Source organism: Streptomyces sp. NPDC037273 (genome assembly GCF_055603625.1).
Genome location: NZ_JBVJVO010000008.1, coordinates 116,774 through 132,534 on the forward strand (window position 1 = coordinate 116,774; position 15,761 = coordinate 132,534).

Here is a 15,761-nt window from a genome sequence, read left to right on the forward strand (position 1 = left end):
CCATGGCAGAGATGAGGCGGCTGCGACAGATCGCACGCCCGTTCGTTGTCGACGGCCCCTCCGGCGTGAGCATCCGAGACCGGCTCAAGGGCGTGACGGCTGAGGACGAAGAGGTCCTGCGTGCCGTGGGTGCGCACATGGGGCGCCTGGCATCGGGGGACTTGGCGAGGCGGGTACGGGACGGGCTCGGGCACTCCGCCGAGACATGGGCGACCCGTAAGCGGGAGCTGACCGCCGTCTCCTCCTCTCGGTGGGCCGGGTCGATCACCGCGAACACCCACGACCAGTGGGGTCTGTCCCGCCGGGCCCAGCACGCGCATCTGAAGACGCTGGACGCCGGGATCAGGACGATCCGGCTCCGACTGTCACTGCCGTTGGGGGAGAAGGGGCCCCGGGGCGGGAACGGCGGTTACACGTCCCGCCGTGAATGGTTCCAGAAGTCCCGCCGTCTGACGGTTCTCGAAGGTCGCTACGAGCGGGCCAAAGCCGCGTACGAGTCGGGACGCGTGTCGGTCGTGCGTGGTGGCAAGCGGCTGCTCAACCAGCGTCACCACCTTGCCGCTGCCGACAGGACCCCGGGGCAGTGGCGGGCGAGGTGGGAGGCAGCCCGCTGGTTCCTGACCGCCGATGGCGAATCCGGGAAGAAGTTCGGGAACCAGACCATCCGAGTCAGCCCTGACGGCGAGGTGAGCATCAAGCTCCCGGCGCCGCTGGCCGGTCTGGCCCATGCGAAGCACGGTCGGTACGTGCTCACGGCTCGCGTCTCCTTCCCGTATCGCGGCGAGGAGTGGTGTGACCGTGTCACCGGCAACCGGGCCGTCGCCTACCGCATCCATCTCGACCCCTCAACCGGCCGCTGGTACCTGGACGCTTCCTGGACTAGGAAGGATCTGCCCGTCGTGCCCTTGGCGGCTTTGAGGGTACGAGGCGTGATCGGCGTGGACATGAACGCCGACCACCTCGCCGCCTGGCGGCTGGATCCCCACGGCAATCCGGTCGGCGAGCCACGCCGTTTCGACTACGACCTGACGGGTACTGCCCGCCATCGTGACGCCCAGCTCCGCCATGCCCTCACCCGTCTCGTGCGCTGGGCCGAGGCCGCCGAGGTGCAGGCGGTCGCCATCGAGGACCTCGACTTCACTGCCTCGACGACCCGGGAGAAGCACGGACGAGCAAAGAAGCTCCGTCAGTTGGTCTCAGCCATTCCCACAGCGAAGCTCCGCGCACGTCTGGTCAGCATGTGCGCCGAGGCCGGCATCGGAGTGATCGCCGTGGATCCCGCTTACACCTCGAAGTGGGGTGCCGAGCACTGGCAGAAGCCGCTGACCAGCGGAAAGCGACAGACTTCCCGACACGCCGCAGCCGCGGTGGCGATCGGAAGGCGCGCCCTCGGGCACCGGATCCGGCGACGGGCGGCACCGCCCCGTGACGACCAGAGCGATGGTCACGGGCATCGGACCGCCCAGGCCGCATCGGGCACCTCAGGACGTGAGGGACACCGCCCCCGCATCCCCGGACCCCGGACGAGATCCGACGGCGCTGGGATCGGACGGAACGCGGTCGACCAGGACGCCCAGCACCGTTCGGGATGTCCGGCTGAGCATGAGCTCGGCTCTCAGGAACGGTCCCGCCGTCTTCGTTCCGGTTGATGAGGTCGCTTCCGCATGACTACGGCCCCTCTCGATCGGCCTCCGGCAATGCGGAGTGTGCCGGTTACGAGAGAGGCCGTTGGCGGGACGGGGCCGTGTCAGTGGTGCCCCGGCAGGAGCCTCTCCACCGCCGTGTTCGCCGGGGGGAGGTCGGGGGTGCCGGCGGGCTTGGGCTTGGGGGTGAGGACGCCGCTGAGGGGGACGACGGAGGGGAGGTTCATGCCGCTGGTGTCGGCGGTGGCCGTGGTGGCGGCGGAGACGCCGGTGGAGACGGCGAGACAGGTGAGGGCGGCTGCGGTGAGGATGCGCTTCATGACCGCACCAACGCGGACGCCCTGGATCCGGTTACGACCGGGGTGCCGGTTACCAGGACTGGCCGGCCGGCTGCTTGGTGGTGGCGTTGAGGCGGTTGAAGAGGTTGGTGACGCCGAGCCAGGCCACGATCTGGGCGAGCTGCTGCTCGTTGTAGTGGCGGGCGGCCTCCTCCCAGACGGCGTCCGGCACGGCGTCGACGCGGTCCGCGAGGCGGGTGGCGTGCTCGGCGAGGTCCAGGGCCGCGCGCTCCGCCTCGGTGAAGTACGGGGCCTCGCGCCAGGCCGCCACCGCGTGCAGCCGCTCGGCCGTCTCGCCGTCCTTCTCCGCCTTCTGGGCCCCGCCCACCACGCAGAAGCTGCAGTTGTTGATCTGGCTGGCGCGCAGGTGGATCAGGTCCAGGGTGCTGGAGGGGACGTCGCTGCCCGACTGCACGGCCTTGATGAGCCCGAAGATCGCGGGGCCGACGTCGGACAGGACGATGGCGGGGTTGGGGATGCGAGCGGTCATGGTGGGGCTCCTTAGGATGTGTACATGATCAACTGGTCGATGCGCCCGGCACGGGCCGACGAAGTGGAGACGGTCGCCGAGCTGAGAGCGGTGGTGATGCGGGACGACCTGGTCAGGCTCGGCGTCTACGACGAGAACCAGGTGCGGGACCGGCTGCGCCGGCGCTACCGGCCCGAGCACACCTCGGTGATCGAGGTGGACGGGGCTTTCGCGGGCTGCGTGGCCGTGGTCCCGGACGGTGACGGTGAGGGCCACCCGAACGGGGTGAGCGAAGGCTCGTGGCTCGAGCACTTCTACCTCGCCCCCGAGACCCAGGGCCGGGGCCTCGGGACGGCGGTGCTGCGCGAGCTGCTCGCCCGGACGGACGCGGCGGGGACACCCGTCCGCCTCCAGTCCCTGCGGGGCAGCGCGGCCATCCGGCTCTACGAGCGGGAGGGCTTCACCATCGAGGCGGAGACCCCGTTCGACGTGTGGATGGTCCGCGAGCCCGGCTCGGTCACGGCGAGGGGATGACGCCCGCCGGCTGGCGGACGGTGACGTTCAGCCGGTTGAAGAGGTTCGTGACGCCGACGGTCAGCACGATCGAGGCCAGCTGCTTCTCGTCGAAGTGGTCGGCGGCCGCGTCCCACACGTCGTCCGGCACCGCGTCCGTCACGTCGGCGAGCCGGGTCGCGGCCTCGGCGAGCGCCAGGGCCGCGCGCTCCTCGTCGGAGAAGTACGGGGCCTCGCGCCAGGCGGCGACGGCGTACAGCTTCTCGTTGCTGACGCCGGCCTTCTTGGCGCCCTTCGCGCCGAAGTCGACGCAGAAGCCGCAGTTGTTGATCTGGCTGGCCCGCAGGTGCACGAGCTCCAGGATGGTCTCGTCGACCCCGCCCTGCCGGGACGCCTTCACCAGGTTCATGATCGCCGCGCCGGCGTCCGGAAGGATGTAGGCGGGGTTCGTCATACGGGCCTTGGGCTCGTGCAGCGCCATGGTGTTCGCTCCTCAGCGTCTCTCGCGTCCTGCGTTCTTCGCTTTCACTGCACTGACGGAGCGCGCGACGAGGATGTGACAGCTCCCGGGAAGTTTTTTCGGAGAAATTTTCCGGGACGCTGTCACGGGAGCCGTAAACCGGCTCTGAGCTGCGATTACGCCGTCTCCTCGGCCTCCGCGATCAGGGCGGTGGCGATCGTGCGGAAGCCCAGCCGGCCGTACATCCGGGCCACGTCCGCGTCCGAGGCCGTCAGGAACACGAGCTCCGTGCCGGCGGCCCGGGCGTCCGCGACGAGGGCGGCCGTGACCGCGAGCGCGAGGCCGCGGCGGCGTCCCTCGGGCACGGTGCCGACGCCGACGACCTCGGAGACCGGGCCGACGCGCTGGTGCTGCCCGGCCGAGAGGGCGGTGCCCGAGCCGTCGAGCGCCGCGGCGAGCCGGCTGAGCCCGGCCGTGATCCGCTCGGCGACCCGCTCGGCGGCGCCCGGCATCGGCGGCATCCCGAAGGCCGCGAACGGAGCGGCCACGGCCGTCTCCAGGGCCTCGTCGTCCGCGCCGACCATCCGCACGGTGACGCCCTCCGGCACCGGCACGGCGAGCGGTTCGCCCTCCAGGACCATCAGGGGGTGCTCGTGCACGGTCAGGCCGGTCGCCTCCACCGCGGCCCGCAGCCCCGGCGTCGTCTCCGCCACCCACTCGAAGGCCTCCGGCACCCCCAGCTCCCGCTGCCGGGCCCGTACGGCCTCGACCGCCCCGACGGCCACCTCGCCCTCGTGGCCGAGCGCCGGCCGCGCGTAGTACGGCCAGCCGTTCCCCTCCTGGACGAACAGGGTCAGCGGCCCGAAGTCCTCGGCGCGGGCGGAGGGGCGTGGCACGGCGTCGTAGAACGCCTCGATTCGATTCAGCACCCGGTCACGGTAGGGGGAGGCGAGGGGCGGCGCAGGTGGTTTTCCGGTGGGCCGGCGGAACCGATCCTGGCATGATCCCGTCACCATTGCAGACAGGGGAGAGGGGGAGCCATGAGCCGTACGAGCAACACCTGCCCGGGCTGTGGCCGCGACGACCTGGTGCAGGCGGTGCCGGCCGTGTACGTCGCGGGCCGGAACGCCGTCACCAGCCGGGAACGGGACAGCGACGGCGACATGCGGACCGTGACGCGGACCGTGAGCACCGGCCTCTCCGACGCCCTCGCGCCGGTGCCCCCGCAGCCGACGTACGCGATCGGCTGCCTCGGCCTGCTCGCCGCGGCCGTCTCCGTCGGCACCTTCGTGGGCGGGGCCGTCAAGGGCGAGTGGTTCAAGGAGGAGCCCGAGCCGACGGCGATGACGCCGGGGGCGGACGGCTGGTACCACCTGCCGCAGGACGTGCCGTCCGAGCCCCCGCCGGGCTTCGCCTTCCTGGGCTGGATCTCGGCGCTGGCCCTGCTCGCCGCCGTCCTCGTGCTCGTCGTGGTGGTGAGGCGCCGGACGGCCTTCGCGCGGATCACCCGCCGGCGCCACCAGGCCGAGGAACTCTGGTCGCGCGGCTGGTACTGCCACCGCTGCGGCACGGTCCACTTCGCGGACGTCCCCGGCGAGGACCGCACCCCGCTCACCCTCCAGCGCTTCCGCGAGAAGGTCTGGGAGCACGGCGGGTACGGGGATCTGGCGGGCGAGCTGCGAGCGGTGGACCATTCCGGCCCCTGACGGCCGGGTGCGCCGTACCGCTGCGACGTCACGCGCCCGCCGCTGACGGCCGGGTGCGTCGTACCTCTCGGAAATCACGCGCCCACGCCCTACCGTGCGGCTATGCGGATCTCGACCACGATCTTTCTGACCGACGAGACCATCACCCCGGTGCGGCTGGCGCGCGAGCTCGAACAGCGCGGGTTCGCCGGGCTCTATCTGCCCGAGCACACCCACATTCCGGTGGAGCGGACGACGCCGTACCCGGCGGGCGGCGAGCTGCCCCGGGAGTACGGCAGGACGCTGGACCCCTATGTGGCGCTGGGGCAGGCCGCCGCCGTGACCGAACGCCTCGGTCTCGGCACGGGGGTCTCGCTGCTCGCCGAGCACGACCCGATCGCCCTCGCCAAGCAGATCGCGACCCTCGACCATCTCTCCGGGGGCCGCTTCACCCTCGGTCTCGGGTACGGCTGGAACCGGGAGGAGGCGGCGGACCACGGTGTGGAGTGGTCCGCGCGCCGCGGGCTCACCCATGACCGGCTGGCGCTGATGAGAGCCCTCTGGGCGGCGGAACCGACCGCGTACGAAGGGGAGTCGGGCTGTTCCGTCCGGGCGTCGGAGGCCTGGCCGAAGCCGGCCGGCGGGGCGCCGCGGATCCTGCTCGGCGGCGCGGCGGGACCGAAGCTGTTCGCGCGGATCGCCGAGGACGCGGACGGCTGGATGCCGATCGGCGGCCGCGGGCTGACGGAGTCGCTGCCGGTGCTGCGGGAGGCGTGGGAGAGCGCGGGCCGCGACCCCAAGGCCCTCCGGCTCGTCCCGTACGCCGTCCTCCCCAACCCCGGCAAGCTCGGCCACTACGCGGAGCTGGGCTGCGAGGAGGTCGTGCTCCAACTGCCCCCGGCGGGCGAGTCCGAGGTGCTGCGGACCCTGGACGCGTACGCCGAGTATCTGTGAGGGACGTCCGGAGCGGGGCTCTTCCTCGGGAGGCCCGAACCTCGGGAGACCCGAACCTCAGGGCCCTGCCCGCTCGTATGCTCGGTTCATGACTGATCACCAGGCAGCCCGCCCCACCGAGAACGCCATGCGACGCGCCCTCAAGCGGGCCAGGGACGGGGTCGCGCTCGACGTGACCGAGGCGGCCGTGCTGCTGCGGGCGCGCGGCGACGACCTGACGGACCTGGTGGCGTCGGCGGGGCGGGTGCGGGACGCCGGCCTGGAGGCGGCCGGGCGGCCGGGAGTCATCACGTACTCGAAGAGCGTGTTCATACCGCTCACCCGGCTCTGCCGGGACAAGTGCCACTACTGCACCTTCGTGACCGTCCCCGGCAAGCTCCGCCGGGACGGCCACGGGATGTTCATGTCGCCCGACGAGGTCCTCGACGTCGCCCGGCGCGGGGCGGAACTCGGCTGCAAGGAAGCCCTGATCACCCTCGGCGACAAGCCGGAGGACCGCTGGCCCGAGGCGCGGGAGTGGCTGGACGCGCACGGCTACGACGACACCATCGCGTACGTGCGGGCCATGGCGATCCGCATCCTGGAGGAGACGGGTCTGCTCCCGCACCTCAACCCCGGTGTGCTGTCCTGGACGGACTTCCAGCGCCTCAAGCCGGTCGCCCCTTCGATGGGGATGATGCTGGAGACCACCGCGACGCGGCTGTGGTCCGAGCCGGGTGGCCCCCACTACGGGTCCCCCGACAAGGAGCCCGCCGTGCGCCTCAGGGTCCTGGAGGACGCCGGCCGGTCCTCCGTGCCCTTCACCTCGGGGCTGCTGCTCGGCATCGGCGAGACCCTGGAGGAGCGTGCCGAATCCCTGTTCGCGCTGCGGCGGGTGGCCCGCGCGTACCACTCGGTCCAGGAACTGATCATCCAGAACTTCCGCGCCAAGCCGGACACGGCGATGCGCGGGATGCCGGACGCCGAGCTCGACGACCTCGTCGCCACCGTCGCCGTCGCCCGGCTCATCATGGGCCCGTCCGCCTGCCTGCAGGCCCCGCCGAACCTGGTCGACTCCGAGTACGAGCGGCTGATCGCGGCCGGCATCGACGACTGGGGCGGCGTCTCGCCGCTCACCATCGACCACGTCAACCCCGAGCGCCCGTGGCCCCGGATCGAGGAGCTGGCCGCCCGGTCCGCCGCCGCCGGCTTCGAACTCCGCGAACGGCTCTGCGTCTACCCCGAGTTCGTCACCCGCGGCGAACCCTGGCTCGACCCCCGGCTCCTCCCGCACGTCCGCGCCCTCGCCGACCCCGAGACGGGCCTCGCGAACCCCGACGCGCCCGTCCGCGGCCTGCCCTGGCAGGAGCCCGACGAGGCCTTCACCGCCGCCGGGCGGACGGATCTGCACGCGACGATCGACACCACGGGCCGCACGTCCGACCGGCGCGACGACTTCGACGAGGTGTACGGCGACTGGGAGTCGCTCCGTGAGGCCGCCGCGCCCGGCATGGTCCCCGAGCGCGTCGACGGCGACGTCCGCGAGGCGCTGGCCGTCGCCGCCGACGACCCGACGAAGCTGACCGACGCCCAGGCGCTCGCCCTGCTGCACGCCGACGGGCCCGCACTCGACGCCCTGACCCGGATCGCGGACGACGTCCGGGCGTCGGTGGTCGGCGACGACGTCACGTACATCGTCACGCGGAACATCAACTTCACCAACGTCTGCTACACCGGCTGCCGCTTCTGCGCCTTCGCCCAGCGGCGTACCGACGCCGACGCCTACACCCTCTCCCTCGACCAGGTCGCCGACCGCGCCGAGCAGGCCTGGGACGTCGGTGCCGTCGAGGTCTGCATGCAGGGCGGCATCCACCCCGACCTCCCCGGCACCGCGTACTTCGACATCGCCCGCGCGGTGAAGAAGCGGGTCCCGGGCATGCACGTCCACGCCTTCTCCCCGATGGAGGTCGTCAACGGCGCCACCCGCACCGGCCTGTCCATCCGCGAGTGGCTGACGGCGGCGAAGGAGGCCGGTCTCGACTCCATCCCCGGCACCGCAGCCGAGATCCTCGACGACGAGGTCCGCTGGGTCCTCACCAAGGGCAAGCTCCCCACCGCCACCTGGATCGAGGTCGTCACCACCGCCCACGAGCTGGGCATCCGCTCCTCGTCCACGATGATGTACGGGCATGTGGACCAGCCCCGGCACTGGCTCGGCCACTTCCGCACCCTCTCCCGCATCCAGCAGGAGACCGGAGGCTTCACCGAGTTCGTCACCCTCCCCTTCATCCACACCAACGCCCCCGTCTACCTCGCGGGCATCGCCCGCCCGGGCCCGACCGCCCGCGACAACCGCGCGGTCATCGCCATGGCCCGGCTCCTCCTCCACCCGCACATCCCGAACATCCAGACCAGCTGGGTGAAGCTCGGCACGGAGGGCGCGGCGGAGATGCTCCGCTCGGGCGCGAACGACCTGGGCGGCACGCTGATGGAGGAGACGATCTCCCGGATGGCCGGGTCGAGTTACGGCTCGTACCGCTCGATCCGCGACCTGGAGGCGATCGCGGAGGCGGCGGGCCGGCCCGCGAAGCCGCGGACGACGCTGTACGGCGAGGTCCCGGCGGAGCGGCAGCGCGTGGCCCGCGCCTCGGACGGCCACCTCCCCGAGCTCCTCCCGGTGCTGCCGCGGGAGTAGCCGAACCTGAGCGGCCGATGGTCACTCCGGAGCGGCCGATCCGGAGTGGTCACCGCCCTCCTTACAACGGTCAAACGTGGCCCCGAGGGCGTCCGGACACATAACGTTCCGGGCCCCGAATGGACTTACCCGGTCCATTACAGTGCTGCGCAGACCGCCGACGGGGGGAGGGCACGTCGTGGCCACGACAGCCGCAGCCGTGTGGGGCCGCGCCGAGCAGCAGGACTTCCGGGCCCGCGTCCGGGGCTGTCTGCTCGGCGGCGCCCTCGGCGACGCCCTGGGCGCCGGAGCGGACGGGACCCTGGACGCGCTCCGGAAGGCCCACGGACCTGACGGACTCACCGACCCCGTCCCCGCCTTCGGCCGCCGGGGCGCCGTCACCGCCGCGACCCAGATGAGCCTCTTCACCGTCGACGGCCTGATCCGCGCCCAGGTCCGCCGGGACACCGGTGCCTGGCACCCGCCGACCGACGTGCACCGGGCGCATCTGCGCTGGGCGGCCACCCAGCGCGACTGGGGGCCCGACGAGCGCCGCGAGGACAACGGCTGGCTCGCGTGCGAGGAGTGGCTCTACGCCCGCCGGAACCCGCCCCGCGCCTGCCTCACCGGCCTCGGCGACGAACGCCTCGGCACCCTGGACAAGCCGAAGAACCCGGACGCCGCCGACTCCGGCGCCCTCGTCCGCTCCGCCCCCTTCGGGCTGCTCGTCGGCTGGGAACCGCAGCTCGTCTGCCAGCTCGCCGTCGAATGCGCGGCCCAGACGCACGGCGCCCCCACGGCCACCCTCGCCGCGGGCGCCTACGCCGTCACCGTCCACGGCCTCGCGCGCGGCGCCTCCGTCGAGGCGGCGGTCGCCCGGGCCGTCGCGCAGCTCACGGTCCGCCCCGGCCACGAGCCGGTCACCGAGGCCCTCGCCCGCGCCCTCGGAGCCGTACGGGAAGGGGCGCCGGACGCCGACCGGGTCGCCGCGCTCGGGGCGGCCGAGGACCGGGCCGAGGGACAGCTGGCGGCGGCCGTCTACTGCGCCCTGGTCGCCGAGGACGTACGGCACGGGGTCCGGCTCGCCGTGAACCACGACGGGCCGTCCGCCGTCACCGGCTCCCTCACCGGCGCCCTGCTCGGCGCCCTCCACGGCGAGACGGCCCTCCCGCCGGCCTGGCTGGCCGATCTGGAGGGCCGTGCGACCGTCCTCGAACTCGCCGACGACTTCTCGATGGAGATGACCCAGGGCCCCGCCCTGCACGGCCCCGCCGAGTCGGCCCCCGGCTGGCTGGCCCGCTACCCGAGGGGCTGATCCCGCCGGGCCTCCGCCTCCGCCCCGGACTGTGCCGGGACCGGGCCGCCGTCGGTGGCGAGGCGTTCCAGGAGGGCGTCGCGCTCGGGGGTGGCCTCGGGCCTCACCTGTCCGATGAGGACGTAGAGGAGGAGCGAGGTCGCCAGCGGGGAGACGATCTGGATCTGGAGCTCGACGCCGTCCAGGCCGTAGGTGGTGAGCCAGAAGACGAAGAGGCCGGCGGCCCACGAGGTGAGGGCGGCGGTGGGGCCGGACTTCCGGAAGGCGCGGAGCAGGCCGAGCATGAAGGGGATGGCGATGGGGCCCATGAGTCCGGCCACCCACTTGATGACGACGGTGATGATGTCCTTGAAGGTGGGGGAGTTCACCTGGGTCGCGACGGCCATCGACAGGCCGAGGAAGGCGATCGTCGACCAGCGGGCGGCGAGCAGCCCGGCCCGCTGGGTCCAGCTCCGCGCCGCCTTGCTGAGGACGGGGGCGATGTCCCGGGTGAAGACGGCCGCGATGGCGTTGGCGTCGGAGGAGCACATGGCCATGGTGTGCGAGAAGAAGCCGACGACGACGAGACCGAGGAGCCCGTGGGGGAGGAGCTGTTCGGTCATGAGGGCGTACGCGTCGGAGCCGTCGGGCTTCTTCGGGTGGACGAGCAGCGGCGCGCACCACATGGGGAAGAAGAGGACGAGCGGCCAGACGAACCAGAGGACGGCGGAGAGCCGGCCGGAGCGGGTGGCCTCGCGGGCGGACGGCGTGGCCATGTAGCGCTGGGCCTGGTTCCACATGCCGCCGCTGTACTCGAAGGTCTTGATGAAGAGGTACGCGAGGAGGAAGGTCAGCGTGTACGGGCCGGCCGTGGGCGCGGTGTGGCCCTGGAGCTCCGGCCGGTCCCACACCGTCCAGAGGGCGTCGATCCCGCCCAGCTTCCCGAGGACGGCGACGAGCATGGCGACGCCCGCGAGGAGCTGGATGACGAACTGGCCGAGTTCGGTGAGGGCGTCGGCCCAGAGCCCGCCGACCGTGCAGTAGATCCCGGTGACGACGCCGGTGATGAGGATGCCCTGGTCGAGGGAGATGCCGGTGAAGACGGAGAGGAGGGTGGCGATGGCGGCCCACTTGGCGCCGACGTCGACGATCTTCAGGAGGACGCCGGACCAGGCGAGGGCCTGCTGGGTGGGGAGGTCGTAGCGGTCCTTGAGGTATTCGAGCGGGGAGGCGACCCGGAGCCGGGAGCGCAGCCGGTTGAGGCGGGGCGCGAAGAGGTGGGCGCCGATGGCGATGCCGATGGCGATGGGGAAGGACCAGGTCACGTAGGACGTGACGCCGTAGGTGTAGGCGATGCCCGCGTATCCGGTGAACATCACCGCGCTGTAGCCGGACATGTGGTGCGAGATGCCGGAGAGCCACCAGGGCATCCGGCCGCCGGCGGTGAAGAAGTCGGAGACGGTGTCCACGCGCTGGTGGGACCAGACGCCGATCGCGATCATCACCCCGAAGTAGCCGATGAGCACGACCCAGTCGAGACTGTTCATTGCGCCCCTCCATGAGATCCGGTCCGCCTTGTGAACGCGGTTCATGGTGTGGGGAGTTGGAAGGCGGTAACAATGCAGGGGAGGGTCAAGGGCCAGTAAAATCGTTCGGTTTACTGACCCTTGTTCATGGATATGAACTTGTCTGTGGGTTCCGGGAGTTCGCCCCCAGCGACGTCAGCGCATCAGCTCGCCCGCGTTGACCAGCAGTGACTGCCCCGTGATCGCCCGCGCCCGGTCCGAGGCGAGGAAGACCGCCGCCTCGGCGACGTCGCCGTCGGTCGCGAGCTCCGGCAGCGCCATCCGCTCGGTGAGCCGGGCCAGCACCTCGGCCTCCGGCACGCCCTCGGTGTGCGCGGCGAACTGGACGTAGGCCTGCACCGGCGGGCCCCACATCCAGCCCGGCAGCACGGTGTTGACCCGGATGCGGTGCGGGCCGAGCTCGTGCGCGAGCGAGTACATCGCCGAGGTCAGCGCGCCCTTCGAGGCCGCGTACGCCGCCTGCCGGACCTGCGAGGGTGCCGCCACCGCCGACTGCGTACCGATCAGGACCACCGAACCGCCGGCCGCCTTCAGGGCGGGCAGGCAGGCCCGGGTCATCCGCAGCGTGCCCAGCAGGTTGACGTCCAGGACCCCCTGCCAGGTCGCGAAGTCCGCGTCCTCGAGACCCCCGAAGTAGGAGTCCCAGGCGGCGACGTGCACGACCGCGTCGATCCCGCCGAACCGCGCCACGGCCAGCTCGGCCAGCGCCTCGCACTGCGCCTCGTCGGTGATGTCCGTGACCCGGTGCGCGACGTGGCCGCCCTCCGGGTCGATCTCGGCGGCGGACTTGACGAGGTTGGCCTCGGTACGGGCGCCGAGCACCGCGTTCCCCCCGTCCCGCACCACCGTCTCGGCGATCCGGTGGCCGAGTCCCGCGCCGACCCCCGACACGACGACCGTCTTCCCCTTGAGCAGCATCCGGACCCTCCTCGACCCTGGCCAAGCATCTGACGGTCCGTCAGAGTAGGTCTCCGTCACCGACTTGGGAAGGGGTACGAGGATGAGCGAGGAGACCCGCAGCGAGACGTACGCGGAACTGGCGGCCGTCGGTCCGTACGGCGTGCGGCCCGGCCACGCGCTGATCACCATGGTCGAGCCGCATCCGGGCCAGGAGTACGCGTACAACCGCTGGTACGAGGACGACCACTACTACGCCGGCGCCATGGCCATGCCCTGGATGTACGCCGGCCGCCGCTGGGTCGCCACCCGCGACCTCCAGGAACTGCGCCGCCCCGAGAAGTCCGCCGTCGCCCAGCCCGTCACCGCCGGCTGCTACCTCTCCACCTACTGGATCACCGACGGCCGCTACGACGACCACATGAAGTGGACCGTCGGCATCAACAAGCGGCTCAACCAGGACGGCCGCGTCCACCAGAGCCGTACCCACGTCTTCACGGCCTTCCAGGACCACGCGGCGACCGTGTACCGCGACGGGGCCGCGGGACCGCGCGACTTCCACGCCCTCGACCACCCCTACGCCGGACTGATCCTCCAGGTCGTCGACGCGGAGGGCCCCGAGGCGCGCGACGCGCTGCTCGACCGGCTGCGGACCCGGGAGCTGCCCCGGCGGCTCGCCGGATCACCGGCGGCGATGGTCACCGTCTTCCGGCCGACCCCGCTGCCCGGCGACCGCATGACCTATGTGAAGCAGGTCGAGGGCGTCGACACCCGGCTGACCCTGCTCTGGTTCCTGGAACGCGACCCGCGCGCATGCTGGACCGAGCACTTCGCCGACCTCGACGCCCTGGGCGGCGACGCGGGGCGGGTGGAACTGGTGGCGCCGTTCATCCCGACGGTGCCGGGCACGGACCTCTACGTGGACCAGCTCCGCTAGGCGGTGTCTTGTCGGGAAGGGCCGTCGGGAAGGGCCGTCGGGAAAGGCTGTCGGGAAAAGGCCGAGCCCCCTCGGCCAGGACGGCGGACCGGTCGAGAGGGCTCTTCACGTGCTGCTGGTGACGGCGTGCGTGCACCGGGGACTCAGAGCGCCCCGGTGGTCACCTCGCCGACGAAGACGTTCCACGAGGCCGGGCCGAAGTTGATGGACGGGCCCTCGGGGGCCTTGGAGTCCCGCACCGCGATCGCGGCCATGACCGGGGACTTCACTTCGACGCAGGCGCCGTTCCCACCCGAGTAGGAGGACTTGGTCCACGTGTCGGTCGCACCCTGGATGATCGCCATTATGCTCAACTCCGGTTCTGCCAGTGAGTGTGTCGAGCCGACGTTCTTGCCGGCGTGATCGACGCTACTCGCCGGGCCCGGCCGGCGGGACCGGCGTTCACACGACCGGGTGGCATATTCCAACCGGGCTTCCGTGGGAGCGATCACGGGGTGTACGGTGCCTGCCCCGGCGCCCCGGGGTCAGCCCTGAGCGTGCTTCTTGGCCATCTTCGCGATGAATTCGCGGGTCTGGTCCACGTTCAGCGCCTGTGCCCTGAGGTGCTCGTACATGACGGAGTACTTGCCGACGTCCTGCGCTTTTTCCAGGTACAGATCGCTCGTCACGCCCTCGATGTACACGACGCTCGAATCGGACGTGTCGGGGAACTCCAGGATCGAGTACTGCCCGCTGATCCCCGGATGCGCGCCCATCTCGAACGGGATCACCTGCACCGTGACGTGCGGCAGCTGCGACTGCTCGATCAGGTGCTCCAGCTGCTGCACCATCAACTGGCGGCTGCCGACGATCCGGTGCAGCGCGCCCTCGTCGATCACCGCCCACAGCCGCAGCGGACGCTCCTCGTCCCGGATGCGCTCCTGGCGGCGGGTGCGGACCTGGACCCGCTTCTCGATCTCCGCCGGCGTCGACTCCGGCATCGCGCCGGAGATCACGGCCTCCGCGTACGCCGGGGTCTGCAGCAGTCCGGGGATGATCTGGGACTCGTACATCCGCAGGCTCTCCGCGTCGGTCTCCAGACCGATGTAGACGCTGTACGGGATGTCGCCGAAGGCGTGCCACCAGCCCTGCTGGCGCGAGTCCTTGGCCATCTGCATGAGCGAGTCGACCATGCGCTCGTCCTCGACCTCGTACACCCCGCAGAGGTCGCGCACATCGCGCTGGCTGATGGAACGGCGGCCGTTCTCGAGGCGGCTGATCTTGGACTGGGAGACGAGGAGGCGCTCGGCGACCTGCTCGGCCGTCATGTTCTTCGCCTCGCGGAGCTTGCGCAGCTCCTGCCCCAATCGGCGTCGCCTGACGGTGGGGTTGACGTTGGACGCCACGGAAACTGCACCTCCGGCTGGTCTGCTGGGTAGCTGTGAGTATCTACCGCTTGGCAGACTGCCACCAATGACCGGGTGTGCGCTGGGAAACGACGACAACGCACATGTGCGGGACGGCCGTCCAGACCGCCCCGCACACCTGTGCGGCTCCCGGGTTGGTACGTGGTGCTGTGCCTCGTCGGAGGCGGTGGCTCAGTGCACCGCCGCGCGGGCCATGCCGCCCCGCGGTTGTGCCGGAACACCCGCCGCCGGCGCACGGCGCGGTTGCGCCGCGGCACCGTTCTGGACGTCCATGACGGCGTGCGCCACGAGACCGCCCATCGGGTCGTGCCGGATCAGGTCGCGCAGCCGGGACCGCGACGACCGTCCTTCGTTGCCGGGGTAGAGGTGCTTGCCGAGACCGACCGCGTGGGCCAGTGCGGCGAGCGCCGCGGTCCGCGGGTCCGGCGGTACGCCGGTGCGGATCGCACTGTCCAGCCGGGCCCTGATCTCCCGGCTGATCGCCGTGTCCGTCGCCTGGTAGCGAGTCGTCGGCAACACCCCGCACATCTGGGTCTCCACGGCATGCACCATGCCGCATCGCTCCAGATGCGAGAGATACGTCTGACGGAGCCCCAGTCGGGGTCCGCCGATCCAGTGGACGGCCCGGACCGGGCTGCCGCGCCTGCGCAGCAGCTCCAGTGCGGAGTCCAAGGTCGGATCTCCGGTCGGCCGTGGCATCACCACGGCGATACGATCCCCGTCTGGGGCTATCCGGCCTGCCAGCGCCAGCTCCACTAGCTGTGCTCCGGCCAGACCGAGGTCGAGCGACTGCGGCTGCGCTGTGGTACCCGTGGTCGGGTCCAGAGCGAGCAGCAGAAGCTCTTCCGGAATGGTTCTGCGGCTCCTGCCCATCCATGCCTCCCCGCGTGGATGAATGACAGGGTGACCCCTCTCACATTCATCTG

General features: G+C 71.6%; 16 protein-coding genes. 7 read left to right on the forward strand and 9 right to left on the reverse strand.

Annotation, left to right across the window (positions count from 1 at the left end; all coding sequences use genetic code 11):
• Window positions 1-11: 11 nt before the first annotated feature.
• The gene (locus ACZ7G1_RS22205; RefSeq protein ID WP_470874395.1) at window positions 12-1,649 is read left to right on the forward strand and encodes an IS200/IS605 family accessory protein TnpB-related protein; all 1,638 of its coding nucleotides are present in this window, start codon (window positions 12-14) and stop codon (window positions 1,647-1,649) included.
• A gap of 98 nt (window positions 1,650-1,747) precedes the next feature.
• Here ACZ7G1_RS22205 and ACZ7G1_RS22210 read toward each other — a convergent pair whose 3' ends face one another.
• Both ACZ7G1_RS22210 and ACZ7G1_RS22215 read right to left on the reverse strand, forming a co-directional pair.
• Entirely contained in the window at window positions 1,748-1,963 is a 216-nt protein-coding gene (locus tag ACZ7G1_RS22210) for a hypothetical protein (protein WP_470874077.1), read from the reverse strand.
• Window positions 1,964-2,012: 49 nt separating this feature from the next.
• Complete coding sequence (locus ACZ7G1_RS22215; protein WP_470874078.1) at window positions 2,013-2,471, reverse strand: carboxymuconolactone decarboxylase family protein; 459 nt, start codon at window positions 2,469-2,471, stop codon at window positions 2,013-2,015.
• Window positions 2,472-2,495: 24 nt separating this feature from the next.
• Here ACZ7G1_RS22215 and ACZ7G1_RS22220 point away from each other — a divergent pair, with 24 nt between their 5' ends.
• Entirely contained in the window at window positions 2,496-2,984 is a 489-nt protein-coding gene (locus ACZ7G1_RS22220; protein ID WP_470874079.1) for a GNAT family N-acetyltransferase, read from the forward strand.
• Here the strand turns inward: ACZ7G1_RS22220 and ACZ7G1_RS22225 are convergent.
• Together ACZ7G1_RS22225 and ACZ7G1_RS22230 are read right to left on the reverse strand one after the other, a co-directional pair.
• Window positions 2,968-3,444: a carboxymuconolactone decarboxylase family protein gene (locus tag ACZ7G1_RS22225; protein WP_470874080.1), complete on the reverse strand. Its 477-nt coding sequence runs from the start codon at window positions 3,442-3,444 to the stop codon at window positions 2,968-2,970. The genes ACZ7G1_RS22220 and ACZ7G1_RS22225 overlap by 17 nt on opposite strands.
• A gap of 155 nt (window positions 3,445-3,599) precedes the next feature.
• The gene (locus ACZ7G1_RS22230) at window positions 3,600-4,352 is read right to left on the reverse strand and encodes a GNAT family N-acetyltransferase (RefSeq protein ID WP_470874081.1); all 753 of its coding nucleotides are present in this window, start codon (window positions 4,350-4,352) and stop codon (window positions 3,600-3,602) included.
• A gap of 111 nt (window positions 4,353-4,463) precedes the next feature.
• On the opposite strand from ACZ7G1_RS22230, the gene ACZ7G1_RS22235 reads away from it, so the two are divergent.
• The 4 genes from ACZ7G1_RS22235 (at window position 4,464) to ACZ7G1_RS22250 (ending at window position 10,030) form a co-directional block, all read left to right on the forward strand.
• A complete protein-coding gene (locus ACZ7G1_RS22235; RefSeq protein ID WP_470874082.1) occupies window positions 4,464-5,129 on the forward strand; it encodes a hypothetical protein in 666 nt (221 codons plus the stop codon).
• 102 nt (window positions 5,130-5,231) lie between these two features.
• Window positions 5,232-6,062: an LLM class F420-dependent oxidoreductase gene (locus ACZ7G1_RS22240; RefSeq protein WP_470874083.1), complete on the forward strand. Its 831-nt coding sequence runs from the start codon at window positions 5,232-5,234 to the stop codon at window positions 6,060-6,062.
• A gap of 88 nt (window positions 6,063-6,150) precedes the next feature.
• Window positions 6,151-8,736: a bifunctional FO biosynthesis protein CofGH gene (locus tag ACZ7G1_RS22245; RefSeq protein ID WP_470874084.1), complete on the forward strand. Its 2,586-nt coding sequence runs from the start codon at window positions 6,151-6,153 to the stop codon at window positions 8,734-8,736.
• Window positions 8,737-8,914: 178 nt separating this feature from the next.
• The gene (locus tag ACZ7G1_RS22250; RefSeq protein ID WP_470874085.1) at window positions 8,915-10,030 is read left to right on the forward strand and encodes an ADP-ribosylglycohydrolase family protein; all 1,116 of its coding nucleotides are present in this window, start codon (window positions 8,915-8,917) and stop codon (window positions 10,028-10,030) included.
• Here ACZ7G1_RS22250 and ACZ7G1_RS22255 read toward each other — a convergent pair.
• Window positions 10,015-11,556 carry a sodium:solute symporter family protein gene (locus ACZ7G1_RS22255; protein ID WP_470874086.1) on the reverse strand — a complete coding sequence of 514 codons (1,542 nt, stop codon included), beginning with the start codon at window positions 11,554-11,556 and terminating at the stop codon, window positions 10,015-10,017. The two genes, ACZ7G1_RS22250 and ACZ7G1_RS22255, sit on opposite strands and share 16 nt — an antisense overlap.
• Before the next feature lie 174 nt (window positions 11,557-11,730).
• Window positions 11,731-12,513, reverse strand: a complete 783-nt coding sequence (locus ACZ7G1_RS22260) for an SDR family oxidoreductase (protein WP_470874087.1) — start codon at window positions 12,511-12,513, stop codon at window positions 11,731-11,733.
• A gap of 82 nt (window positions 12,514-12,595) precedes the next feature.
• On the opposite strand from ACZ7G1_RS22260, the gene ACZ7G1_RS22265 reads away from it, so the two are divergent.
• Window positions 12,596-13,429 (forward strand): hypothetical protein, encoded by an 834-nt coding sequence (locus ACZ7G1_RS22265; protein WP_470874088.1) that lies wholly within the window; start codon window positions 12,596-12,598, stop codon window positions 13,427-13,429.
• Between the two features lie 143 nt (window positions 13,430-13,572).
• Here the strand turns inward: ACZ7G1_RS22265 and ACZ7G1_RS22270 are convergent, their stop codons facing one another.
• The 3 genes from ACZ7G1_RS22270 to ACZ7G1_RS22280 form a co-directional block, all read right to left on the reverse strand.
• Window positions 13,573-13,773: a DUF397 domain-containing protein gene (locus ACZ7G1_RS22270; RefSeq protein ID WP_470874089.1), complete on the reverse strand. Its 201-nt coding sequence runs from the start codon at window positions 13,771-13,773 to the stop codon at window positions 13,573-13,575.
• A gap of 180 nt (window positions 13,774-13,953) precedes the next feature.
• Complete coding sequence (locus tag ACZ7G1_RS22275) at window positions 13,954-14,814, reverse strand: helix-turn-helix domain-containing protein (RefSeq protein WP_470874091.1); 861 nt, start codon at window positions 14,812-14,814, stop codon at window positions 13,954-13,956.
• A gap of 192 nt (window positions 14,815-15,006) precedes the next feature.
• The gene (locus ACZ7G1_RS22280) at window positions 15,007-15,708 is read right to left on the reverse strand and encodes a GOLPH3/VPS74 family protein (RefSeq protein ID WP_470874093.1); all 702 of its coding nucleotides are present in this window, start codon (window positions 15,706-15,708) and stop codon (window positions 15,007-15,009) included.
• Window positions 15,709-15,761: the final 53 nt, after the last annotated feature.